The following is a 24530-nucleotide window of genomic DNA, read 5'->3' as shown; positions in this document are numbered from 1 at the left end:
ACCGCGAAACCTGTGGGAGCGGGCTTGCTCGCGAAGGCGTCGTGTCAGTTGAAAATTCAGTTGAAGGACACACCGCATTCGCAAGCAAACTCACTCCCACAAGGGGTCAGCGGTGATTTGCAGATTCCACCAGTTCGCGCAGGGTGTCGAGAAACAGCTTCAATACCGGCGAAGCATCGTCCGCGCGATAAGTGGCATACAACGGCACTTCCGGCAGCGCCGGAGTCAGCTTGCGAAATACCAGCCCCGCCGGCGCCAACTGCGCGATCGAGGCCGGCAACAGCGCCACGCCAAAACCCGCGCGCACCAGGCTGAGCAAGGTCTGCACCTCAATCACCTGCTGGCGGATCTGCGGAGTGAACCCGGCCTGGATGCAACACTGATAGAGAAAATTGGCGAACCGCGACTGCTTCAATTCCAGCGCGACAAACGGCTCCAGAGCCAGATCCGCCGGCGCCAGCGGTTCGCGACCGGCCAGCGGATGATCGGCCGGCATCACCACGTGAATCGGCTCATGGATCAGCAGTTCATTGCGCAGTAGAGGATCGTCATAACCGACGCGAAACACGCAGGCGTCGATACGCTTTTCCTTCAGCGCCTTGACCTGCGCCGCCGGGGTCATTTCGTGCAACCGCCAGCTCACTTGCGGATAGCGCTCGCGAAACAGGTGCAAGGCCTTGGGCAGCACGCCAACCATCACCGAGCTGATCATGCCGATTTCCAGCTCGCCGAGCTGCCCGCGCCCGGTCTGGCGGGTCAGGTCCAGCGCCCGTTCAAGCTGCTCGAACACCAGCGGCGCTTGCTCCTTGAGCATCTGCCCCGCTGCCGTCAGCTCGACCCGATGGTGACTGCGCTCGAACAGTGGCGTGCCCAGCTCCTCCTCCAGCAGCCGAATCTGCTGGCTCAGCGGCGGCTGGCAGATGTGCAGGCGCTCGGCGGCCCGGCCGAAGTGCAGCTCATCGGCCAGGGCCATGAAATAGCGCAACAGGCGCAGGTCCATGGCGGCTTACCCCAGGCTCAGCGGTGTTGAGCGCTGGCGCACGCCGGTCAGCGCGAACAAGGCGTTGGCTATCGCCGGAGCCACCGACGGACTGCCCAACTCGCCGACGCCACCGGGTTTGCCCGGTTCGCCGTCCAGCACCAGAACGTCCGTGACCGGCATGTCCGACATCCGGGTCACGCGGTAGTCGTGGAAGTTGCTCTGCACCACCCTGCCCTGTTGGATGTCGAGCCGGTCGAACAGCGCATGGCCGAGGCCCCACATCAGGCCGCCGTAGATCTGCTCCTCGACGCCACCGGGCGACACGGCCAGGCCGCAATCGACCACGCACGTCAGCTTTTGGATTTTGGCCTTGCCATCGACCGTCGCAACCTGCGCCACCACCGCGATAAAACTGGTGTAGCCCTGATTCGTCGCAATCCCCAATGCGGTGCCCGGCGGCAACGGCTGGCCCCATCCGGCGCGCTCGGCAGCCTGTTTGAGCACCGCCACATGCCGTGGCCGCTCCTGCATGTTGGCCAGCCTGAACGCCAGTGGATCGGCGCCCGCCGCATGGGCCAGTTCATCCATGAAGCTTTCCACGGCGAACACGTTGGGGATGAAGCTCACCGAGCGATACCAGCCGCTGGGCACCTGGCTTTCGTGCTTGACCCAGTTCAGTTCAAGATGTGGCGGACGGTAGGCGAAGTCCCACGCGGTGATCGATTCAGTGGTGCTGTAATCCATGTGATCCGGGCGCTCGAAGTAACCCGGCTCCCACTGCTCCGGCGACGCCGGTGACACCGCGTGCAACTGCAGCGCGCTGAGTTTGCCCTGGGCGTCGAGCGCGCCTTTGACCCGGTGCAGCGTCGCCGGGTGATTGAACAGCGCGTGCATTTCATCTTCGCGGCTGTTGAGCAGTTTTACCGGTACACCGCTCTGCTGCGCCAGATACGCCACTTCGAACAACCAGTATTTGGCCTCCCGCGCACCGAAGCTGCCACCGGACACCAGCTCGTTGATGGTGACTTTGTCCTTGTCGATGCCGCACACGGTTTGCGCCGCTTCCAGGGCCGAGGACGGCACCTGCACACCGCCCCAATAGGTGATCGCCTGGTCCCTGACCTGCGCAGTGATGCAGATCGGCTCCAGCGGGTTCTGCACCTTGTAGGGCATGGTGTAATCGGCTTCGATCAGCTTCGCCGCAAGCGGCCATTGCGCGCCGACGTCACCATGAGTCATGGCCTTGATGGTTTGGCTTTTGGGATCGGAAATAGCGGCCGCTTGCGCCTTGGCCAGTCCTGCGCTGTCGAACCCGTCCAACGGCGAATCACTCCACTTGATCTCCAGCACCTTGCGCCCCTGCTGCGCCGCCCAGAATGTATCGGCCAGCACTGCCACGCCTTCCAGGTTGCCGCCGAGCACATCGGGCCGCCCCGGAATCGCGATCACCCTGCGCACCCCCGGTATCTGCAACGCTGCCACCGAATCGACGCCGAGCACCTTCGCACCGACCACCGGCGCCCGCTGAATCACCGCCACCAGCATCCCCGGCAACTGCACATCGATGCTGTACTTGAAGCCCCCGCAAACCTTGGCCGCCGCGTCACGCTTGTGCCGCAGTTTGCCGATGTATTTGAACTGCGCCGGATCCTTCAACGTGACCTTGGCCGGTGCCGGGAGATGTGCTGCCACGTCGACCAGTTCGCCGTATCCGAGGCTGCGCTTGCTGGACAGGTGAACCACCCGGCCTTCCTCGGTACTGCAGCTGTCGGGGCTGACTTTCCATTGTTTCGCCGCCGCCGTGATCAGCAGCGCCCGCGCGGTAGCCCCGGCCATGCGCAAGCGTTCGTATTCCAGCGACACACTGGTGCTGCCGCCGGTGGAGAAAACTTTCCAGATCGGGTGAATGTAGGTGTCGAAGAACGGGTCTTCCGGGGTGATGACCTGCACGGTCATCGGGTTCACATCCAGCTCCTCGGCCACACACGCAGCCAGCGCCGTTTGCGTACCAGTGCCGGAATCGTGCTTGTGCACCACCAGTTTCACGGTACCGTCGGGGAAGATCCGCACCCAGGCGTTGGGTTCAAATTCCGTGGCCGGGGCCGGGGCTTTCGGGTCGCTGGCGGCCACGCCGCTCGGCAGATACAGGGCAATCGCCAGACCCGAAGCCACCGTCGCCGCTTGCTTGAGAAACACCCGGCGTGAAGGTTCGATCAAGGTGGCGTCGAGCGGGCTCATCACGCCTCCTTCGGCGCATTCGCCGCGCGCTTGATCGCTTTGTTGATCCGCCCGTACGTGCCGCAGCGGCAGATGTTGCCGGTCATCGCATTGCGGATCGAATCGTCGTTCACCGCCGTGCCCGTGTTGAGCAACGCAGCCGCTGACATGATCTGCCCGGATTGACAGTAGCCGCATTGCGGCACATCTTCGGCGACCCAGGCCAGTTGCAGCGGATGGCTTTGCGTCGGCGACAAGCCTTCAATGGTGGTGATGCTGTGGCCCGCGACGGCGGCCAGCGGCAACTGGCAGGAACGCACCGCGACCCCGTCCAGATGCACGGTGCAGGCACCGCACAGGCCCATGCCGCAGCCGAACTTGGTGCCGGTGAGTTTCAGTTGATCACGCAGGGCCCATAACAAGGGCATGGAGGGGGACGCTTCATCCAGCTCGCGTCGTACGCCGTTTACCGTGAATGCAATCATTGTCAGGCTCCAAAAGAGCGGCCCGTCTTTGTGCGGGCCTGGTCATCGATTATCGGGACCCCGGGCAAAACGCGGCCAGCGACGATTTCTGCCAACCGCTGTAAGCAGGACTAACAACATGTACAAGCGATACCCGTCGGTGCAGTCCATGAGCGCGTTCATCCACGCGGCGCGCAGCGGCAGTTTCTCCAGCGCCGCGCGCAAACTCGACCTGACCCACAGCGCCATCAGCCAACAGATCCGCGCGCTGGAGGATTTCATCGGCCAGCCGCTGTTCGTGCGTGAAGGTGGCGGCAGCAATCTGACCGATGCCGGGCAGTTGTTTGCCAGTGTGCTATCGGACGGTCTGGCGCAGATTGATCGGGCGATTTCCTCGGTGAAAAACCGCAGCATGACGCAACGTTTGACGCTGGACGTCGACAGTGAATTGGCGCAGAGCTGGCTCAACCCACGCCTGCCGCAGTTGCTCGATGGGCTGCCGGATTACGAGGTGACGCTGCTGTCGATGCCGCGCAGTGATCGCAGCGCGTTCGAGCGGGTGGATCTGGCGTTGCGTTACGGTTATGGCGACTGGGATGACTGCGAGATGACGCAGATCTGTGGTGATCGGGTGTTGGCGGTGGCTTCGCCTGAGTTGCTTGAGCGCCATGGCTTGCAACTGCCGTTAAGCCCCGCGCAGATTCTCGAACTGCCGCTGTTGGGCTATACGCGACGCTCGTGGATTCCGTGGCTGGACGCGGCCGGGATGACGCCGACCGAGCCGCCGGCGCGGGTGATTTTCGATAACGCGGCGAACCTGATTGCGGCCGCCGAGGCCGGTGTCGGAGCAGGACTGGTGCGTGGTTTATTGGCGGCTGACGCGTTGCGCAGCGGGCGGCTGGTGGCGTTGAACGAAGCGCAGATTGCAGCGCATTACAACCTCTATGCAGTGTGGCCGCACGGCCAGGCCGAGCGTGTGGCGCCGGTGGTTGAGGTGATCAGGCAGCTAGCCTTGCAAACACCCCGCTGACGCCTTCGCGAGCAAGCCCGCTCCCACATTTCGAACGCATCCGCCAACTGCAATGCATCCCCCCCTTGTGGGAGCGAGCCTGCTCGCGAAGAGGCCCTGTCAATCACATCACCGCTGAATAACACCCCGCCTTCGCGAGCAGGCTCACTCCTACATTTCGAACGCATGCCGCCAGCTGCAATGCATCCCCCCTTGTGGGAGCGGGCTTGCTCGCGAAGGGGCCCCATCAGTCATATCACCGTTGAATGACACTCCGCCTTCGCGAGCAGGCTCACTCCTACATTTCGAACGCATGCCGCCAACTGCAATGCATCCCCCCTTGTGGGAGCGGGCTTGCTCGCGAAGGGGCCCCATCAGTCACATCACCGTTGAATGACACCCCGCCTTCGCGAGCAGGCTCACTCCTACATTTCGAACGCATGCCGCCAACTGCAATGCATCCCCCCTTGTGGGAGCGAGCCTGCTCGCGAAGGGGCCGGTACATTCAGCGCAAATCCAAAACCATATCGCCCAAGTATCACCACCGCGCCCAATTAATATTGTACGAACCCCTCCCCCCTTTCCAATACTCGCCCTCAGCAACCACCCACCCGGGCCGGATGCGAACAGGCGAGGGAATGCGCGTGTCTTGCGCATAGAAACGGCCGATTGCCCGGGACGTGGATGCCGAGAGCCGCAAGGCTCCCTTCCCCGCTATCAGGAGATCGACTTCAATGATCATCGATATCAGCTGCTATCCCACGGATCTCGTGGACCTCGCCTGGAGGCATGACGGTGACCCGTTCACCGGCGAGCGTCTGCTGGAGATGATGGATGGCCCGTACATGGTCAACGGCAAACCTCGCCGTATCGACAAAGCCTTCATCCAGCCGCCGCAGGGCAACACCATTTACACCTGGACCGACGGCGAACTCTCGGGCCGCGAATCCATCGACGCCTACATGGCCTACACTCTGAAAATGGTCCAGACCTACCCGGATCGCTTCATCGGCTGCTTCGTCTACAACCCGCGCTGCGGCGTGGAAAACGGCATCGAGGCAATCGAGCGCTACGTCAAGGAACACGGTTTCAAGATGGTCCAGATGCAGGCCAACATGCACGCCTACCGGCCTGACCGTGCACTCGACTGGGTACGCCCGTGCTTCGAGAAATGCGCCGAGCTGGGCATTCCGGTGAAGCTGCACACCGGCGACGGCCCGTACAGCATCCCGTCGGAATGGGTGCCGATGATCAAGGAATTCCCCAACGTCGATTTCATCATGGCCCACTTCGGCGTGCAGACCGGCGGCGTCTACGTGTTCGAACCGATGCAATGGGCGATGGAGCTGCCCAACGTCTACTGCGAATCGGGCTGGTGCCTGCAATCACGAATCGTCGAGTTCGCCAAGGTATTGCCGACGCACAAGATCCTGTTCGGCACCGACACGCCACCGAACGAACCGGGCATGTGGCTGCGCCTGCTCGAAGTGCTCTGCCACGAACCGCCACAGGGCTTGAACCTCGACGAGGACACCCTCGAAGACTACCTGGGCAACAACACCGCGCGGATGATCGGCCTTGAGCCCACCCCGCCACCGCGTTCCGTTTCCGAAGCAGAGGCGCAACTCAAGCGCCCCGTCACCACTCAACTGGCCAGGAGCTGAACCGATGATCATCGACACCCATCTGCACCCCACCAACCTGGTCGATGAGGCCTGGCGCCACACCGGCGAACCGTTCACTGGCGAGCGCATGCTCAAGCTGATGGACGGCCCGTACATGATCAACGGCAAGCCGCGCCGGATCGACATGGGTTTCATCCAGCCGCCACCGGGCAACACCGGATATCGCGACGGCAACCGCCGTGGCCGTGAGGGCGTGCGCGACTACATGTCGTACGTCGCCGAACTGTGCGTGAAGTACCCGGATCGCTTCATCGGCAACTTCAACTTCAACCCGCGCTGGGGGCCGGAAAACGGTGCGGCAGAGCTGGAATTCCACATCAAGGAATACGGCTTCAAGATGCTCAAGCTGCACGCCAACATGCACGGCTATCGCCCGGACCGCGCACTCGACTGGCTGCGCCCGGCAATGAAAGTCTGCGCCAAATACAACATCGTCGTGTTGATCCACACCGGCGACGGTCCGTACACGATCCCGACAATGTTCTACCCGATCATCCGCGAGTTCCCGATGGTCAATTTCATCATCGGCCACTTCGGCATCCAGACCGGTGGCAACTACTCGTTCGAAGCGTTCTGGATGGCGATGGACACGCCGAACGTGTACTGCGAATCGGGCTGGTGCTTCCAGTCGCGGATCGTCGAGTTTGCCAAGGAACTGCCGCGCAACAAGATCGTGTTTGGCACCGACTCGCCACCGAACGAGCCGGGCATGTGGCTGCGCGAGCTGGAGGTGTTGTGCTCACCGGCGCCGCAAGGGCTGGGCATCGATGAGGATCATCTCGAGGATTACCTGGGCAACAACATCGCCCGGTTGTGCGGGATCGAACCGACGCCGCCGCCCAAGGACCTGGCCGAGGCGGACATACGCCTGACCACCACGTATCTCTAGGTACACGCACATTCCAATGTGCGAGCGGGCTTGGTCCGGGCGGCGATCCAACGAATGCGGTGGATCAGTCACCTTCACCGCTGAATGACACACTGCATTCGCGAGCAAGCCCGCTCCCACAGGGGAGCAGTGTCACCACAGGCAACACAGCGACTTTACAGGCACGAAGATGACCCGGCGTTCCTTCGACCGGCAGGCCAACGGCTGCTCGATCGAACACCAACTCACCCCTGCGTGCCTGCTTTTTACGAGGTGAAACCATGACCCGTTCGACGCTCGGCGACTCCCAGGACTTTCACGTGTTCATCGATGCCTATCGCCGTGAGTACCCGGACGATGTGCTGACCATCACCCAACCTGTTTCTGCCGATCAGGACGTCACCGCCCTGGTCGATGCCCTCGCCGCCCAAGGTCGCGATCCGCTGCTGATCTGTGAAAACGTCGGCAATCTCAAGGGGCCGGTGGCGACCAACCTGTTCGCCTCGCGTACCCGCATTGCACGGTTGTTCGGCGTCACCCCGGCGCAATTGCACGAAACTTTCCAGCGCCGCGCCAACCAGCCCATCGCCCCGCGCTATGTGGAAAGCGGCCCGATCCTCGATGAAGTGTTCGAAGGCGAAGCACTGGATCTGGCGCTGCTGCCGATGCTCAAGCACTTCGACAGTGATCGCGGCCCTTACATCACCAACGCGATCATCATCGCCGAGGACCCGCTGACCGGCATCGCCAACATGAGCTACCACCGCTCGATGCGCCACGCCCGGCAGGCCCTCGCCACCAGCCTGCACTCACGCGGGCACTTGTGGCGGATGCTGCAGACCGCCCGTGAACGCGGCGAAGAGTTGCGCGTGGCGATGGTGGTTGGCGCGCATCCGTTGTTCATGCTCGCCGCCGCGGCACGCTTGCCCTACGGCAGCGATGAACGCGCAGTGGCCGGCGGCTTGTTCGGCGCACCGCTGGAACTGGTAAAAACCCCACGCTACGGCATCGGCGTACCGGCTTGCGCCGAGTTTGTTCTGGAAGGCGCCATTGACCCGGCGGCCTACGCCGAGGAAGGCCCGTTCGGCGAGTTCAGCGGCTATTCCTCGGATCGTTCGACCAACAACGTATTGCGAGTCGACACCCTGTTGAAGCGCAAGGACGCCTGGCTGGTCGACGTGATGGGTGGCCGCTACGCCGAGCACCTGACCCTCGCCCGGCTACCCCGCGAGGCGGAAATGAGCGAGAAGCTCAAGGCGCGTTTCCCTGCCGTCACCGCCGTGCATTACCCGAACTCCGGCACGCATTTTCATTGCTACGTGGCGCTGGACCAAAGCCGCGATGGCGAGGCGCGGCAGATCATGCTCGCCCTGCTTGGCTGGGACCCGTACCTGAAAAACGTGATCGCGGTGGACAGCGACATCGACATCACTGACGACAGCCAGGTGCTGTGGGCGCTGGCCACGCATTTCCAGCCGCATCTGGACCTGTTCATGATCGACGGTTTGCCCGGCAGTCCGCTGGATCCGTCCTCATCCGTCAATGGCACCACCTCGCGCATGGGCCTGGATGCCACACGCGGCTCAGGCTTCGACGGGATCAGGGCGCAGCTTGATCAGGATGTGCTCGAGCGGGCGCGGGTTTTGCTCAAAGGGCTACCAGTGTGAACCGCCAGCGGATGGTGGTCGGGATCAGTGGCGCGTCGGGTTTCATCTACGGCGTGCGCCTCCTGCAATTGCTCGCCGAACTGGACATCGAAAGCCACCTGATCATCAGCCGCGCCGCGCTGCTGACCATGGCCCACGAAACCGACTACAAACTGGCCGACGTCGCTGCACTCGCCAGCCACTACCACCGCGCCGATGACGTCGCCGCCGGGATCGCCAGCGGTTCGTTTCGCTGCCTGGGCATGGTGGTCGCGCCGTGTTCGATGCGCACGCTGGCGGAAATCGCCACTGGCACCTCGTCGGGGCTGATCGGCCGCGCCGCCGACGTCACCCTCAAGGAGCGCCGCACCCTGGTGCTGATGGCCCGCGAAACGCCGCTGACCCTCGCCCACCTGCGCAACATGACGGCGGTCACCGAGATGGGCGGGATCATCGCGCCGCCGGTGCCGGCGTTCTATGCCCGCCCGGAAAACCTCGGGCAAATGGTCGATCACAGCCTGGGCCGAGTGCTCGACCTGTTCGGCCTGGATGCCGGCGTTGCCCGCCGCTGGCGTGAACACCCAAATCCCTGTGGGAGCGAGCCTGCTCGCGAAAGCGGTGGATCAGTCGCCTCCGCGCTGAATGACACACCGCATTCGCTAGCAGGCTAGCTCCCACAGTTGATCGCACTCCGACAAAAAAGCTAAGGAGATCCAGATGAACACCCCCTTCAACGCCCCAACCCCCAACACCAAAATCCCCGTGACCATCCTCACCGGTTTTCTCGGTGCCGGCAAAACCACCCTGCTCAATTACATCCTCAAGGAAAACCACGGCCGTAAAATCGCCGTGATCGAAAACGAGTTCGGCGAGGTCGGCATCGACGGCGATCTGGTGCTCAGTTCGGAGACCGAAGAAATCTACGAAATGGTCAACGGCTGCGTGTGCTGCACCGCCGAGGTTCGCGAGGACCTGGTGCGCATCGTCCGTGAACTGGTGGCGCGTCCGGTACGCCTCGATCACATTCTGATCGAGACCAGCGGCCTGGCCGATCCGTACCCGGTGGCGCAAAGCTTTTTCATCAACGACCCGATCGCCGAGGAAGTCGAACTCGATGCAATCGTGACCATGGTCGACGCCAAGCACATCGCCCAGCACCTGGAGGATCTGCAACTGGATGGCGTCGATAATCAGGCGGTGGACCAGATCGTCTGCGCCGACCGCATCGTCATCAACAAGGTCGATCTGGTCAGCAGCGACGAGGTGGAAACCCTGCGCGGCAAGATCCGTGGTTTGAACGCCACGGCGGATCTGGTGACTTCGACTCACGCGCAAATCGACCTGACGAAAATCCTCGGCATCGGCGCGTTCGAGTGCACGCAAAAGCTCATGGAAATCGGCGCGCACCAGCACGATCACGATGACCACCACGATCATGAAGAGCCCGACCACGAGCACGATCCAAGCGTGTCCTCGGTGGGCATCGCCGTGGACGGCGCGGTCAACCTGATGGCCTTCCACCGCTGGATCAGCGAGCTGCGCTCATCGCAGGCCGACAATCTGTACCGCATGAAAGGTGTGCTGGCGGTGGCCAACGAAGACCAGCGCTACGTGCTGCAGGGCGTGCACAGCCTGGTGGAGTTCCGCGCCTCGACCGCATGGGGCACGGAGCCCCGTTCGAGCAAGATTGTGTTCATCGGCCGCGACCTGGACCGCGCGGCCCTGAACCAGGGCTTTGCCGCCTGCCTGGCAGGCTGAACAAGGTGTTGGAGCCGGTGGATGGCGGCTTCGCAGCACGAATGACTGATGCCATTTTTTTGAACAACACAAGCCCGCTCCCACAAGGATTGCGGTGTCTCTAAGACAGCATCAGACGAATACCCCTCTTTACCGAATAACAACAGCTAGAGGTGATTCCCCATGTCGTCAGCCACGCCCTCCTCCACCGTCCACCCCGTCGACCGCGTCCTGCCGGTGCGACAGATGCTCACCCTCGGCCTGCAACACATGGCTGTCTCGTACATCGGCGCCATCGCCGTGCCGTTGATTGTCGCCAGTGCCCTGAAGATGTCCCATGCCGACACGGTGGTGTTGATCAGCACCACGCTGTTTTGCTCGGGCATCGCCACCCTGCTGCAAACCGTTGGTTTCTGGAAGTTCGGCGTGCGTCTGCCGATTCTGCAAGGCGTGGCGTTCAGCAGCGTCGGGCCGGTGATCGCCATTGGCAGCGACCCTCAGGTAGGGTTCGCCGGGGTCTGTGGCGCGGTGATCGGCGCCGGGATCTTTACCATGCTGATGGCGCCGTTCGTGGGCCGATTGCGGCGGTTCTTCCCCCCGGTGGTCACCGGGTGCATCGTCACCGTGATTGGTTTGCAGCTGTTCCCGATTGCCTACGAGTGGGTCGGTGGCGGACGCAACGCGAGCAACTTCGGCGCCCCGGCGTTTCTCGGCGTGGCGGTGGTGGTGTTGCTGACTATTCTGCTGGTCAACCGTTATGGCAGCCCGTTGCTGCGCAACATGGCGGTGCTGATCGGCATGCTGATCGGCGCCGGTCTGGCGTACGCGCTGGGCATGGGCAATTTTCACAGCGTCGAAGACGCGCCATGGCTGACCGTGCCCTACCCGTTCTACTTCGGCCTGCCGACCTTCAGCCTGATCCCCATCGCGACGATGGTAGTGGTGATGATCGTGCAGATGGTCGAGTCGATGGGACTGTTCGTGGCCATCGGTGACATCGTCGACAAACCAGTGGAAGACAAGCAGGTGATCAACGGCCTGCGCGCCAATGGCCTGGCCAGCACCATCGCCGGGATGTTCGCCGCATTTCCGTTCATTGCCTTCATGGAAAACGTCGGCCTGGTGATCCTGACCGGCGTGCGCAGCCGTTGGGTGGTGGCGGTCAGCGGCCTGCTGATGTGCTCGATTGCACTGGTGCCCAAGGCTGGCGCAATCATCGCCTCGATGCCGACGGCCGCACTGGGTGGCGCCGGTATTGCGATGTTCGGTGTGGTCGCGGCGGCAGGCATCCAGACCCTGGCCAAGGTCGACTACGAACGCAATCGCTTCAACGTACTGATCGTCGGTTTCACCATCGCCGCCGCGCTGGTCCCGGTGCTCGCACCGTCCCTGTTCAAACAAATGCCCGAGTGGTCACAGCCGTTCCTGCACAGCAGCGTGGTGATCGCCTGCCTGGTGTCGGTGCTGCTCAACGCGGCGCTCAACGGCGTCAGCGTGCCCGACACCACACCCGGCAAATCCGCCTCGCACATCCTTTGACTGGAGCCTGCCCATGACTCAACTTCAAAACATCCTGATCAAAAACCCGCTCGCGGTGATGACTGGCCTGCGCGGCCCGCGTGCCCGGGCGGGTGCGGTGGACGTCCGCGTGGTCAACGGACGCATTGCCGAAATGGCCGCCAACCTTGAGCCTCAACCCGGTGAACGGGTCATCGATGCCCGTAACAGCGTGGTCTATCCGGGCTGGATCAACACTCACCACCACCTGTTCCAGAACCTGCTCAAAGCCGTGCCCGAAGGCTTGAATCAGGATCTGCAGGGCTGGCTGGCGAGCGTGCCCTACCCGCGCCTGAACCGCTTCACCCCGCAACTGGCGCGGATCGCCGCACGTTTGGGCATGGTTGAATTGCTGTTGTCCGGCGTGACGACCTGCGCTGATCACCACTACCTCTACCACGCGCACGGTACGACCGAGACCGGGGATTTGCTGTTCGATCTGGCCGATGAATTCGGTCTGCGCTTTGTGCTGTGTCGCGGTGGCGCGCTGGAGTCGGCGAGCGCCCACCCGGGCTTCTCGAAAACCGCGCTGCAACCGGAAAGCCTCGAGCAAATGGTCGGCGACCTCGAACGGTTGAAATCGCTGTATCACCAGGACACCCCGGACGCCCTGCGCCGGGTCGTGGTGGCGCCCACCACGCCGACCTTTTCGCTGCCGCCGACCCTGCTGCGCGAACTGGCGCACACCGCGCGCGGCCTCGGTTTGCGTTTGCACACACACCTGTCGGAAACACAGAACTACGTGAATTTCTGCCGCGAGAAATACAACTGCCTGCCGGTGGAATTCGTCGCCGAGCACGAATGGCTAGGCCCCGACGTATGGTTCGCCCACGCCGTGCACCTGCAACCGGGAGAAATCCGCATGCTCGCCCAGACCGGCAGCGGCATCTCGCACTGCCCGGTGAGCAATGCGCGCCTCGGTAGCGGTGTCGCGCCGGTGCCGCAGATGTACGAGGCTGGCGTGCCGATCTCCCTCGGCGTCGATGGCGTCGCGTCCAATGAGTCCGGAAGCATGGTCGGCGAAGCCAACACCGCGTGGCTGATCCACCGTGCGGAGCAAGGCGCCTCGGCGACCACGGCTGAAGATGTCATTCACTGGGGCACGGCGGGTGGCGCGCAAGTACTCGGCCTCGGAGCGGTCGGCACGCTCGAAATCGGTCAGGCAGCGGACCTGGTGATCTACAGCCTCGATCATCCACGCTTCTTCGGCTTCCACGACAGCGCGGTTGCACCGGTCGTCGCGGGTGAACCGATTGCCGTGAAATACAGCCTGGTGGGCGGGCGGATCGTGGTTGATAACGGCGTGATTCCGGGGCTGGACATCGAACGCATGCGTGCCGAGGCGTGGGAAGGTGTGCAGGCGATGATGAAGGTCGAGGATTGACTCAAGTTCCGCCCGGATCCCTGGTGTGAGCGGACTTGGTCCGGGCGGCGATACGACGAAAGCGGTGGGTTATTCAGCAATTGTGCCGACTGAACCAGCGCCTTCGCGAGCAAGCCCGCTCCCACAGAAAAACCAGGTATTCGCGGACTCGGGTTTTGTCGACTAACGTTATCCCCTCATCGGATTGAGCCCCTGCCAGTGACACCGGGCTCTTGATCAAGGAGAGACTGATGACGTCGCGTCGCAACATCGAACAGACCTACCGCACCTGGTCCAGCCCGATTCTGCTGGAGCTGAAAAAGCGCGAACACCAAATGGCGCCGTTCGAGCGTCAGGCACTGGAGAATGTCTTGGTCGAACGCCGATTGCTGGATGTGGGCAACCCGAACGGCCCTGACCGACGTCAGAGTTCCATGGACAAAAAAAGCGAACGTTGAACGCCTATCCTTCCAGAGCACAAAGGGTGTGCATGAACACTGCCTGCCCCCGGCATCAGGGAACACGTCGAACAGCGTTCATATCATCAGGGAGCGGGATACAGGCTTGACCGACAAATAAAAAAACGCCAATGCCATTCTGGCTTGTGCGCCCGTAAAGGTCGGCAAAATCCTTCCCTATTTTTTCCATGGCGGCCTCCAGCGAAGGAGCATCAGTGCGGAAAAGAACTTCACCAACATAGTCGTTTCCCGTTCTTTTTGGTTTGTACATGCACAGATAGGTTCTATCTGCTGCGAAAGAAGGAGCGCCATATCCGATCAATGTGATCGCAGCCACAAACGCCATATGCTTAAGGCTCGCACCGCTATTTTTTCCCGACATGTTCAGCCCTCCCATGGAATTATCAAAACTTGCGAAAACCGCAAGCCTTGATAATTCCATGTCAGGGTAATACTGAGCAGCGGAAATGAAACCTGTAAGAAATATCAGCTTTTGAGACCAATTGGTTACAAGTACCCAAGAGGTTCATTCATTTTCGCTGTAATCGACAGTTCCTGCGCGTGCAAGAACCGTCGCAAGCTCAAGCTCCTAATCGTCAAGCTGCCGCTTTACCGCCCGCCACCGCCGCCGAAGCCGCGAGCATCGCCCGCAACAACACCGCACATCCGGCGGCCAGATCGTCTGGCGCCGCGTTCTCGATTTCGTTGTGGCTGATGCCGCCCTCGCACGGCACGAAAATCATCCCGGCCGGGCCGAGTTCGGCGAGGAAGATCGCGTCATGGCCGGCGCCGCTGACGATGTCCATGTGCGACAGGCCGAGGCCTTTCGCGGCGCCGCGCACGGCTTCGACGCAGCCTTTTTCGAAGTACAGCGGCGGGAAGTCGGCGGTCGGGGTCAGCTCATAGGTCAGGCCGTGCTCTTCGCAGGTGGCGTCGATGACCTGCTTCACCTCGGCAATCATCGAGTCCAGGCGCGCCGGTTGCAGATGACGGAAGTCGAGGGTCATGCGCACTTCACCGGGGATGACGTTGCGCGAGCCGGGATAGGCTTGCAGGCATCCGACCGTGCCGCAGGCGTGGGGTTGATGGCCGAGGGCGGCGCGATTGACGGCGCCGACAATGACCGAGGCGCCGACCAGCGCATCTTTGCGCAGGTGCATCGGCGTCGGACCGGCGTGTGCTTCGACGCCGCGCAACTTCAGGTCGAACCACTTTTGCCCGAGCGCGCCAAGTACCACACCGATGGTTTTCTGTTCGTCTTCGAGGATCGGGCCTTGCTCGATGTGCGCCTCGAAATAAGCGCCGACCTTGTGCCCGCTGACTTTGCGCGGGCCGGCGTAGCCGATGGCATTCAGCGCTTCGCCGACGGTAACGCCCTCGGCATCGACCTTGGCCAGGGTTTCTTCGAGGGTGAATTTCTCGGCGAACACCCCCGAGCCCATCATGCACGGGGCGAAGCGTGAACCTTCTTCGTTGGTCCAGACCACTACTTCCAGCGGCGCTTCGGTTTCCACGCCGAGGTCATTGAGGGTGCGCAGCACTTCGACGCCGGCAAGCACGCCGAAGCAGCCGTCGAACTTGCCGCCGGTGGGCTGGGTGTCGATGTGACTGCCGGTCATCACCGGCGGCAGGTCGGGATTGCGCCCCGGACGACGGGCAAAGATGTTGCCGACCTCATCCACCGTGACGCTGCACCCGGCGTCCTTGCACCATTGCACGAACAGGTCGCGGGCCTGGCGGTCGAGGTCGGTCAGGGCCAGGCGACAGACCCCGCCCTTGACCGTGGCGCCGAGCTTGGCCAGTTCCATGAGCGAGGCCCAGAGGCGATCGCGGTTGATGTGCTGATGGGTGGATTGCAGAACGTCTACGGCTGCGTTCATGGTGATCTCCTCAGGCAGTTTCTTATGGGGGTTGCTGTGGTATCTGGTAGACCTCTATCGCGAGCAGGCTCACTCCTACAGGGAAACGCATTTCACTTGTAGGAGTGAGCCTGCTCGCGATGAGGCCCTCCCTTACACTGGAGATTTCACGACCGAAGGCTGCGCCCGCATCACGCACAACCCGTAATAAATCACCCCGCCCAGCGCCGAGCCGGTGAACCAGCCGTAGCTGTAGAACCAGCTGAACGCGTCGCTGCCGAGCGACAGCAGGGTCAGCAGCACCGGCACGCCAAATGCGGTAAACCCGGCCCAGTTCCATGCCGGATAGACGTCATCGCGATACAACCCGGCCAGGTCCAGTTGCTGTTTCTTGATCAGAAAGTAGTCCACCACCATGATCCCGGCGATCGGCCCGAGCAGGCTCGAATAACCCAGCAGCCAGTTGGAATACACGGTCTCCAGGCTAACGTCGGAGACGATCAGCCCGAGTTTCTTCAGCAGCTCGTGGGCCATCAGCGCCAGGCCAACGAAGCCGGTGAGCAACACCGCTTTGGTGCGATTGATCACCTTGGGCGCGATGTTCTGGAAGTCGTTGGTCGGCGAGACAATATTCGCTGCCGTATTGGTCGACAGCGTGGCGATGATGATCAGCGCCATGGCCACTGCGACCCACACCGGGCTTTGAATGTGTCCGATCAGGCTCACCGGATCGGACACGGTTACCCCGACCAGTTTCACCGAAGCGGCAGTCATCACCACGCCCAGCGAAGCGAACAAAAACATGGTCAGTGGCAGGCCGAAAATCTGCCCGAGGATCTGGTCCTTCTGGCTCTTGGCGTAGCGGCTGAAGTCAGGAATGTTCAGCGACAGCGTGGCCCAGAAGCCGACCATCGCCGTCAGTCCGGCGGCGAAGTAACTGACGACACTCGCGCCTTCCGGGCGTTTCGGCGCGATTGCCAACAGCTCGGTCATCGACACATTGGGCATCGCCCACACCAGCAGGCCGATGCCCACCGCCACCAGCAGCGGCGCGGACAGGGTTTCCAGCCACTTGATCGACTCGGCGCCACGGATCACCACCCACAGGTTCAGCGACCAGAAGATCATGAAACCGATCACTTCGCCGGTTCCGCCAAGGGATTTCCAGCCCTCGAAGATCGAGCCGAGAAACAGGTGAATCGCCAATCCGCCGAACATCGTTTGAATACCGAACCAGCCACACGCCACCAACGCGCGAATCAGGCACGGCACGTTGGAGCCGAGCACGCCGAACGACGAACGCAGCAGCACCGGAAATGGAATGCCGTACTTGGTGCCGGGAAAGGCGTTGAGCGTGAGCGGGATCAGTACGATGACGTTGGCCAGCAGAATCGCCATCAGCGCTTCGCCAACGCTCAGCCCGAAATACGCAGTGAGCACACCGCCCAGGGTGTAGGTCGGCACACACACCGACATGCCGACCCACAGCGCGGTGATGTGCCATTTGTTCCAGGTTCGTTCGCGCACCTTGGTCGGTGCCATGTCGTGGTTGTATCGGGGACTGTCGAGCACGTCGCTGCCGGCTTCGAGTTCGAACAAGCCGTCGCGCTCGGTCACTTGCGATCTGTTCTGTTGCATGGCCGCTCCACTGTTTTTCTGATTATTTTTTTGCTCATCAGGCGGCTGCACACCAGGGTGCGAGCCGGACGATGGCCGGAGGAACTGACAACTTTCGTGTACCGGCCACGGTGTCAGCGGCGGCATCAATAAACGTGCCGGGTGCCCCGCTTGCGCATCGGGCCATGCTTCAAACGTTTTGCAACTTGATGATATTTATCAGTTTTAATTATTCACCTGATGAGTTCTCGAAAACTTGTCTGGGTGCTCAGGCTAAACACCTGGCAAGTTGTCCGAACAGACAGGACTCAAACTGGTGCACTGCATTTATTTTCATTGTGAACGTGCAACCGCAGCTCAACTTCAAGCGGCTGATTTCACATAGGAAATCTTGCTCATATTTCCATCCTGTCAAGTGCGTCAAAATGGTGAACCGCCTCACCATTTTGGTGATTTATAGTTTTTATTGTTATTTTTCATACACTTAAAATAGCAATAAGCTTATAAAAAATAATCTTGAACAATTGCAGAACTGCGACTAGCTTCTATTCCTGACAGCGCTGACAGGAATACGCCGATCATCGCTGTACATCAATAAAACATTTAGAACCGGCACAAGTCGGTCATGCCTGCGAGGAACTCGGAATGTCTCTGTTGATCCGTGGCGCCACCGTTGTTACCCATGATGAAAGTTATCGCGCCGACGTCTATTGCGCCGACGGTGTGATCAAAGCCATCGGTGAAAACCTTGATATTCCCGCCGGCGCCGAGGTGCTCGACGGCAGCGGTCAATACCTGATGCCCGGCGGCATCGATCCACACACTCACATGCAACTGCCCTTCATGGGTACCGTGGCCAGTGAAGACTTCTACAGCGGTACGGCGGCCGGTCTGGCTGGCGGGACCACCTCGATCATCGACTTCGTGATTCCCAACCCACAGCAGTCGCTGATGGAAGCGTTTCACCAGTGGCGCGGCTGGGCGGAAAAGTCCGCATCCGACTATGGCTTCCATGTCGCGATCACCTGGTGGAGCGAGCAGGTGCGTGAGGAAATGGCCGAGCTGGTCAGTCATCACGGGATCAACAGTTTCAAGCATTTCATGGCCTACAAGAACGCGATCATGGCCGCCGACGACACGCTGGTGGCGAGCTTCGAGCGCTGCCTGGAACTCGGCGCAGTGCCGACCGTGCACGCGGAAAACGGCGAGTTGGTCTATCACCTGCAACGCAAGTTGATGGCTCAGGGCATCACCGGGCCGGAAGCGCATCCGCTGTCACGGCCGTCACAGGTCGAAGGTGAAGCCGCGAGTCGGGCGATTCGTATCGCCGAGACCATCGGTACGCCGCTGTACCTGGTGCACGTTTCGACCAAGGAAGCCCTCGACGAAATCACCTATGCGCGCAGCAAGGGCCAACCGGTGTACGGCGAAGTGCTGGCCGGGCATCTGCTGCTCGACGACAGCGTTTACCAGCACCCGGACTGGCAGACCGCCGCCGGTTACGTGATGAGCCCGCCGTTCCGTCCGCGCGGGCATCAGGATGCGCTGTGGCATGGCTTGCAGAGCGGCAATCTGCACACCACCGCCACCGACCATTGCTGCTTCTGCGCCGAACAGAAAGCCGCCGGCCGCGACGACTTCAGCAAGATCCCCAACGGCACCGCCGGCATCGAAGACCGCATGGCGGTGTTGTGGGATGAAGGGGTCAACAGCGGGCGTTTGTCGATGCAGGACTTCGTCGCATTGACCTCCACCAACACGGCAAAAATCTTCAACCTCTACCCGCGCAAGGGCGCGATCCGCGTCGGTGCCGATGCCGACCTGGTGCTGTGGGACCCGCAAGGCACCCGCACCATCTCCGCCAAGACCCACCATCAGCAGGTGGACTTCAACATCTTCGAAGGCAAGACCGTGCGCGGCGTGCCGAGCCATACCGTCAGCCAGGGCAAAGTGGTCTGGGCCGACGGTGATCTGCGCGCCGAGCGCGGGGCCGGACGCTATATCGAACGGCCGGCGTATCCGGCGGTGTTTGATTTGCTGAGCAAGCGGGCTGAGATGCACAAGCCGACTGCCGTTAAACGCTGACACCGAGGCCTTCGGCCTTCGCGAGCAGGCTCGCTCCCACATTTGAAATGCATTCCCCTGTGGGAGCGAGCCTGCTCGCGAAAGGGCCTGTTCGGACACCACAAAAACCACTGCCCGACAGAGGCAGAGAACCTCAATAACCGTGAGGCACAAAACCGTGATCGAGACCCTGAACCATCTCCCGCACCCGCACGAAAGCGCGGCCGCCCTCGCCGGCCACTTCACCGATCTGGCGCCGCCGCTCAATGCCCGGCAGGCGCATCTGGAAGCCTCGCGCTGCCTGTATTGCTACGACGCGCCGTGCGTGAATGCGTGCCCGAGCGAGATCGACATTCCGTCGTTCATCCGCAACATCCATCAGGACAACGTGCCCGGTGCAGCGCAGAAGATTCTTTCGGCGAACATCCTCGGCGGCAGTTGCGCTCGGGTCTGTCCGACCGAAATCCTCTGCCAGCAAGCCTGCGTGCGTAACAACGCCCACGAATGCGCGCCGGTGCTGATCGGCCTGCTGCAACGCTACGCCGTGGACAACGCGCACTTCACCGAGCATCCATTCCAGCGTGCGGCCAGCACCGGCAAGCGCATCGCCGTGGTCGGTGCCGGGCCGGCGGGCTTGTCCTGCGCCCACCGCAGCGCCATGCACGGTCATGACGTGGTGATTTTCGAAGCGCGGGAGAAGGCCGGTGGTCTCAACGAATACGGGATCGCTAAATACAAACTGGTCGACGACTACGCGCAGAAAGAATTGGATTTCCTGCTGCAGATCGGCGGCATCGAGATCCGCCACGGGCAGAAACTCGGCGACAACCTGACCCTCAGCGAATTGCATCAGCAGTTCGACGCGGTGTTCCTCGGCCTCGGCCTCAACGCAAGTAAACAACTCGGTCTGGCCCACGAGGACGCCCCCGGCCTGCTCGCCGCCACCGACTACATCCGCGAACTGCGCCAGGCCGATGACCTCTCGCAACTGCCGCTGGCCGAGCACTGCATCGTCCTCGGCGCCGGCAACACCGCGATCGACATGGCCGTGCAAATGGCCCGCCTCGGTGCCCGCGATGTCAATCTGGTGTATCGCCGTGGCGCGGCGGACATGGGCGCAACCGGCCATGAACAGGACATCGCCAAGGCCAATCAGGTGCGGCTGCTGACCTGGGCGCAACCGGAGGAAGTGCTGCTCGACGCACAAGGCCAGGTGCGCGGCATGCGTTTCGCCCGTACGCAACTGAACGACGGTCGCCTGCAAACCACCGGCGAAACCTTCGAACTGGCCGCTGACGCGATCTTCAAAGCCATCGGTCAGGCCTTCGACGGCAGCGCCCTCGCCGACCCGCTGGCGCGCGAACTCAAGCGTCAGGGCGAACGGATTCAGGTCGATGAAAATCTGCGCACCAGCATCCCCGGCGTGTATGCCGGCGGCGATTGCACCAGCCTCGATCAGGACCTCACTGTGCAGGCCGTACAACACGGCAAACGCGCCGCCGAGGCGATCAACGCACAACTGATGCTCAACGTGGAGGCTGCATAAATGGCCGATCTCTCGATTGTCTTCGCCGGTATCAAAGCCCCCAACCCGTTCTGGCTGGCCTCCGCGCCGCCGACCGACAAGGCCTACAACGTGGTCCGCGCCTTCGAGGCCGGTTGGGGCGGCGTGGTCTGGAAAACCCTCGGCGAGGACCCGGCGGCGGTCAACGTCTCATCACGCTACTCGGCGCACTACGGCAACAACCGCGAAGTGCTGGGCATCAACAACATCGAGCTGATCACCGACCGATCGCTGGAGATCAACCTGCGCGAGATCACCCAAGTGAAGAAAGACTGGCCGGACCGCGCGCTGATCGTCTCGCTGATGGTGCCGTGCGTGGAGGAGTCGTGGAAACACATCCTGCCGCTGGTGGAGGCCACCGGTGCCGATGGCATCGAGCTTAATTTCGGCTGCCCCCACGGCATGCCGGAGCGCGGCATGGGCGCGGCGGTGGGTCAGGTGCCGGGGTACGTCGAGCAAGTGACGCGCTGGTGCAAGACCTATTGCTCGCTGCCGGTGATCGTCAAACTGACGCCGAACATCACCGACATCCGCGTCGCCGCTCGGGCTGCGCATCGCGGTGGCGCCGATGCGGTGTCGCTGATCAACACCATCAACTCGATCACCAGCGTCGATCTGGAACACATGGTCGCCCTGCCCACCGTCGGCAGCAAAAGCACCCACGGCGGTTATTGCGGCTCGGCGGTCAAACCGATCGCGCTGAACATGGTCGCCGAGATTGCCCGTGATCCGCAGACCCAAGGCCTGCCGATCTGTGGCATTGGCGGCATCGGCAGTTGGCGCGATGCGGCGGAATTCATCGCACTGGGCAGCGGCGCGGTGCAGGTATGCACGGCGGCGATGCTGCATGGGTTCCGGATTGTCGAGGAGATGAAGGACGGCCTGTCGCGCTGGATGGACAGTCAGGGCTATGCGGACATTGCCGCGTTTTCCGGGCGTGCGGTGGGCAACACCACCGACTGGAAGTACCTCGACATCAACTATCAGGTGATCGCCAAGATCGACCAAGAGGCGTGCATTGGTTGCGGGCGTTGCCACATTGCCTGCGAAGACACTTCACACCAGGCGATCAGCAGCCTGAAGCAGGCCGATGGCACGCATAGATATGAAGTGATCGATGATGAGTGCGTGGGCTGCAATCTGTGCCAGATCACCTGCCCGGTGGCCAACTGCATCGAGATGGTGCCGATGGAGACGGGCAAGCCGTTTCTGGACTGGAATCATGATCCGCGCAATCCGTACCATGTCTCACCTTAAGGCCGGTAGCGTCTGAACTGACGCCTTCGCGAGCAAGCCCGCTCCCACATCTGGAATGCATTCCTCCTGTGGGAGCGGGCTTGCTCGCGAAGGGGCCAGCAGCCTCCACATCTGGAATGCGTTCCTCCTGTGGGAGCGGGCTTGCTCGCGAAGAGGCCAGCGGCTTCAACACATCAATCAGGGTTCCAATCCGATTCCGCGCAAAATCACACTGGTCACCGTCTGCACCGCCCGCTCGAACTGCATGTCCGACAGCGGCTGGTGCTCATTCAGAATATTCACCTGATGATCGAAGTCGGCGTAATGCTGGGTCGAGGCCCAGATCATGTACAGCAGGCTCGACGGTTCCACCGGCAGAATCCGCTGGTCTTCGACCCACTGACGGATCTTCGCTTCCTTCATTTTCGCCCAGTCGTACAGGCTGATGTCCAGCGCCTCGCCTAAGGTCGGCGCACCGTGGATGATCTCATTGGCCCAGACTTTCGACCCGTATGGCCGGCTGCGCGAGTGGTTCATCTTGGCGCGGATGTAGCTGCTGAGCACCACTCGCGGATCGTCGAACATCTCGAAGCACAGCGCATCCTGCTTCCACACTTCCAGCAGATCAAACAGCACCGCGCTGTACAGTTCGCTCTTGGTGGAAAAGTAGTAATGCAGATTGGAACGCGGCAATTGCACTTCAGCAGCGATGTCAGCCATGGCGGTGCCGCCGAAGCCTTTTTCGGCGAAGACTTTTTCCGCCGCCAGAAGGATTTTCTCGACGTTGCTGCGACGAATCTCGATCTTGTGATTGCCCATGTGGGCTCCCTGACAACAGCGTTGCCCAAGACTAGCACCCGCTCTGGTGCCGGGGCGACCGCTGAAAACGAAACTTCGTACAGATGCACGCGGATGAGTAAACTGAGCACCTCTCAGTTCCTGCCTCAGAGGTATCCGCGATGCTGCTCAAGAACGTCCTGACCACCACTGCCCTGCTCGCCTCCTTGTTCACCGCGTCTTGCGTCTTCGCCCACGCCCATCTGAAAAGCCAGACCCCGGCTGCCGACAGCACCGTCGCCGCACCTGCGGACCTGCGCCTGACCTTCTCCGAAGGCGTCGAAGCCAGTTTCACCAAAGTCACCTTGACCCACGATGGCGCTCCGGTCGCGATCAAGCCACTGAGCACCGAAGGCGACAAGAAAACCCTGATCGTCACCCCGGCAGCGCCACTCAGCGCCGGTGAGTACAAGGTCGAATGGCACGCAGTGTCGGTCGATACGCACAAAAGCGAAGGCGCCTATCAGTTCAAGGTTGGCCAGTAATTCATGAATGAAGCGCTGGTGCTGTGCCGCTTTGTGCATTTCAGCGTGGTGTTGATGCTGTTCGGGGCCTGGCTGTTCCGGCCGCTGTTGCTCAAGGCGCCAGTGCCGGCGCTGGATCGGCAAGTGGCGCGACTGGCGCGCTGGCTGGCGACGATTGCGCTGGTCAGCGGCGTTACCTGGGCACTGTTGATCACCGCGAGCATGGCCGGTTCGGCAGCGGCAGCATTCGATCCGGACACCGTTGGCGTGGTGCTGGGCAATACGTTTTTCGGTCAGGTCTGGCGTTGGCATCTGCTGATCAATGCGCTGTTGCTGGCGTTGCTGTTCACGCCGTGGCGTTCGAGTGCACCGTTGCGTCTGGGCTTGAGTGCGTTATTGTTGGCGACGCTGGCGCCGGTCGGTCACGGCGCAATGCTCGATGGCCTCAGCGGGCAATTGCTGATCCTCAACCAGATCATTCACCTGACGTGCGTAGCCGCGTGGCTCGGCGGTTTGTTGCTGCTGGTGCTGATTTTGCGCCAGCCAGGCGAACCGATGAGCCGGATCCTGCAGCGCTTCAGCGGTGTCGGTTACGCGGTGGTGGCGGGCCTGCTGCTCACCGGGCTGATCAACGTCCGCGTGCTCACCGGCCAGTGGTGGCCGACGCCGCTGTTCGCAGGCTTTGCCCTGATTCTGCTGATCAAGGCTGCGCTGGTGCTGGGCATGCTCGCCCTGGCGCTGTTCAATCGTCTGCGGATTGATGATTGCCAACAGCGCATGGGGGCGCTCAAACGCAGTGTGGTGCTGGAGTGGTTGTTGGGGATTGGTGCTGTGGCAGCCGTTTCACTACTCGGCACCCTGCCGCCGATGATTTCCGCCTGAACCCAGCTCAAGCCCGCTCCC

The 24530-nt window shown here is 61.9% G+C and carries 21 protein-coding genes; 14 read left to right on the top strand and 7 right to left on the bottom strand.

All coding sequences use genetic code 11. The annotated features are described in order from the left end of the window. Positions 1 to 106: 106 nt before the first annotated feature. The 3 genes from U862_RS0116690 to U862_RS0116680 are packed head-to-tail and all read right to left on the bottom strand — an operon-like array spanning position 107 to position 3684. Positions 107 to 1000, bottom strand: coding sequence for a LysR substrate-binding domain-containing protein (locus U862_RS0116690; RefSeq protein ID WP_025111439.1), 894 nt, complete (start codon positions 998 to 1000; stop codon positions 107 to 109). Positions 1001 to 1006: 6 nt separating this feature from the next. After that, positions 1007 to 3220: a molybdopterin cofactor-binding domain-containing protein gene (locus U862_RS0116685; RefSeq protein WP_025111438.1), complete on the bottom strand. Its 2214-nt coding sequence runs from the start codon at positions 3218 to 3220 to the stop codon at positions 1007 to 1009. Next, on the bottom strand, positions 3220 to 3684 hold the full coding sequence (locus tag U862_RS0116680) for a (2Fe-2S)-binding protein (protein WP_025111437.1): 465 nt from the start codon (positions 3682 to 3684) through the stop codon (positions 3220 to 3222). Before U862_RS0116680 ends, U862_RS0116685 begins: the two co-directional genes overlap by 1 nt. 118 nt (positions 3685 to 3802) lie before the next feature. Here U862_RS0116680 and U862_RS0116675 point away from each other — a divergent pair, with 118 nt between their 5' ends. The 9 genes from U862_RS0116675 to U862_RS0116635 all read left to right on the top strand — a co-directional run bounded on the left by U862_RS0116675 (position 3803) and on the right by U862_RS0116635 (position 13986). Continuing rightward, positions 3803 to 4693, top strand: coding sequence for a LysR substrate-binding domain-containing protein (locus U862_RS0116675; protein WP_025111436.1), 891 nt, complete (start codon positions 3803 to 3805; stop codon positions 4691 to 4693). Between the two features lie 713 nt (positions 4694 to 5406). Next, a complete protein-coding gene (locus U862_RS0116670) occupies positions 5407 to 6336 on the top strand; it encodes an amidohydrolase family protein (protein WP_025111435.1) in 930 nt (309 codons plus the stop codon). 4 nt (positions 6337 to 6340) lie between these two features. Further along, positions 6341 to 7246, top strand: coding sequence for an amidohydrolase family protein (locus U862_RS0116665; protein WP_007952854.1), 906 nt, complete (start codon positions 6341 to 6343; stop codon positions 7244 to 7246). Between the two features lie 260 nt (positions 7247 to 7506). Continuing rightward, entirely contained in the window at positions 7507 to 8892 is a 1386-nt protein-coding gene (locus tag U862_RS0116660) for a UbiD family decarboxylase (RefSeq protein WP_025111434.1), read from the top strand. A gap of 11 nt (positions 8893 to 8903) precedes the next feature. Then, complete coding sequence (locus U862_RS0116655; protein ID WP_029977696.1) at positions 8904 to 9542, top strand: UbiX family flavin prenyltransferase; 639 nt, start codon at positions 8904 to 8906, stop codon at positions 9540 to 9542. A gap of 46 nt (positions 9543 to 9588) precedes the next feature. Next, complete coding sequence (locus U862_RS0116650) at positions 9589 to 10629, top strand: GTP-binding protein (RefSeq protein ID WP_025111432.1); 1041 nt, start codon at positions 9589 to 9591, stop codon at positions 10627 to 10629. Positions 10630 to 10791: 162 nt separating this feature from the next. Beyond that, positions 10792 to 12147, top strand: coding sequence for a nucleobase:cation symporter-2 family protein (locus U862_RS0116645; RefSeq protein ID WP_025111431.1), 1356 nt, complete (start codon positions 10792 to 10794; stop codon positions 12145 to 12147). A gap of 13 nt (positions 12148 to 12160) precedes the next feature. Then, positions 12161 to 13549: an amidohydrolase family protein gene (locus U862_RS0116640; protein ID WP_025111430.1), complete on the top strand. Its 1389-nt coding sequence runs from the start codon at positions 12161 to 12163 to the stop codon at positions 13547 to 13549. 230 nt (positions 13550 to 13779) lie between these two features. Beyond that, positions 13780 to 13986 (top strand): hypothetical protein, encoded by a 207-nt coding sequence (locus tag U862_RS0116635; RefSeq protein WP_025111429.1) that lies wholly within the window; start codon positions 13780 to 13782, stop codon positions 13984 to 13986. Positions 13987 to 14041: 55 nt separating this feature from the next. On the opposite strand, the gene U862_RS0116630 is transcribed toward U862_RS0116635, so the two are convergent. The 3 genes from U862_RS0116630 to U862_RS0116620 form a co-directional block, all read right to left on the bottom strand. Continuing rightward, positions 14042 to 14428, bottom strand: coding sequence for a hypothetical protein (locus U862_RS0116630; RefSeq protein WP_157836073.1), 387 nt, complete (start codon positions 14426 to 14428; stop codon positions 14042 to 14044). 154 nt (positions 14429 to 14582) lie between these two features. Continuing rightward, on the bottom strand, positions 14583 to 15866 hold the full coding sequence (locus tag U862_RS0116625; protein ID WP_025111427.1) for a Zn-dependent hydrolase: 1284 nt from the start codon (positions 15864 to 15866) through the stop codon (positions 14583 to 14585). A gap of 132 nt (positions 15867 to 15998) precedes the next feature. Then, on the bottom strand, positions 15999 to 17483 hold the full coding sequence (locus U862_RS0116620) for an NCS1 family nucleobase:cation symporter-1 (protein ID WP_025111426.1): 1485 nt from the start codon (positions 17481 to 17483) through the stop codon (positions 15999 to 16001). 624 nt (positions 17484 to 18107) lie between these two features. Between U862_RS0116620 and hydA the strand changes: the two genes are divergently transcribed. The 3 genes from hydA (at position 18108) to preA (ending at position 22347) form a co-directional block, all read left to right on the top strand. Beyond that, a complete protein-coding gene (gene hydA, locus U862_RS0116615; protein ID WP_025111425.1) occupies positions 18108 to 19547 on the top strand; it encodes a dihydropyrimidinase in 1440 nt (479 codons plus the stop codon). A 157-nt stretch (positions 19548 to 19704) separates the two neighbouring features. Continuing rightward, positions 19705 to 21072 carry an NAD(P)-dependent oxidoreductase gene (locus U862_RS0116610; RefSeq protein WP_025111424.1) on the top strand — a complete coding sequence of 456 codons (1368 nt, stop codon included), beginning with the start codon at positions 19705 to 19707 and terminating at the stop codon, positions 21070 to 21072. Then, entirely contained in the window at positions 21073 to 22347 is a 1275-nt protein-coding gene (gene preA / locus U862_RS0116605) for an NAD-dependent dihydropyrimidine dehydrogenase subunit PreA (RefSeq protein ID WP_025111423.1), read from the top strand. It abuts the gene before it with no gap. A gap of 177 nt (positions 22348 to 22524) precedes the next feature. Here the strand turns inward: preA and U862_RS0116600 are convergent, their stop codons facing one another. Then, entirely contained in the window at positions 22525 to 23145 is a 621-nt protein-coding gene (locus U862_RS0116600; RefSeq protein WP_025111422.1) for a TetR/AcrR family transcriptional regulator, read from the bottom strand. A gap of 140 nt (positions 23146 to 23285) precedes the next feature. Between U862_RS0116600 and copC the strand changes: the two genes are divergently transcribed. Both copC and copD read left to right on the top strand, forming a co-directional pair. After that, a complete protein-coding gene (gene copC, locus U862_RS0116595; protein ID WP_025111421.1) occupies positions 23286 to 23648 on the top strand; it encodes a copper homeostasis periplasmic binding protein CopC in 363 nt (120 codons plus the stop codon). 3 nt (positions 23649 to 23651) lie between these two features. After that, on the top strand, positions 23652 to 24509 hold the full coding sequence (gene copD, locus U862_RS0116590; RefSeq protein ID WP_025111420.1) for a copper homeostasis membrane protein CopD: 858 nt from the start codon (positions 23652 to 23654) through the stop codon (positions 24507 to 24509). Positions 24510 to 24530: the final 21 nt, after the last annotated feature.

The sequence above is a fragment of the Pseudomonas sp. H1h genome (genome assembly GCF_000633255.1).
Lineage (GTDB): Bacteria > Pseudomonadota > Gammaproteobacteria > Pseudomonadales > Pseudomonadaceae > Aquipseudomonas.
This window is presented reverse-complemented; position numbering and strand designations above follow the sequence as displayed.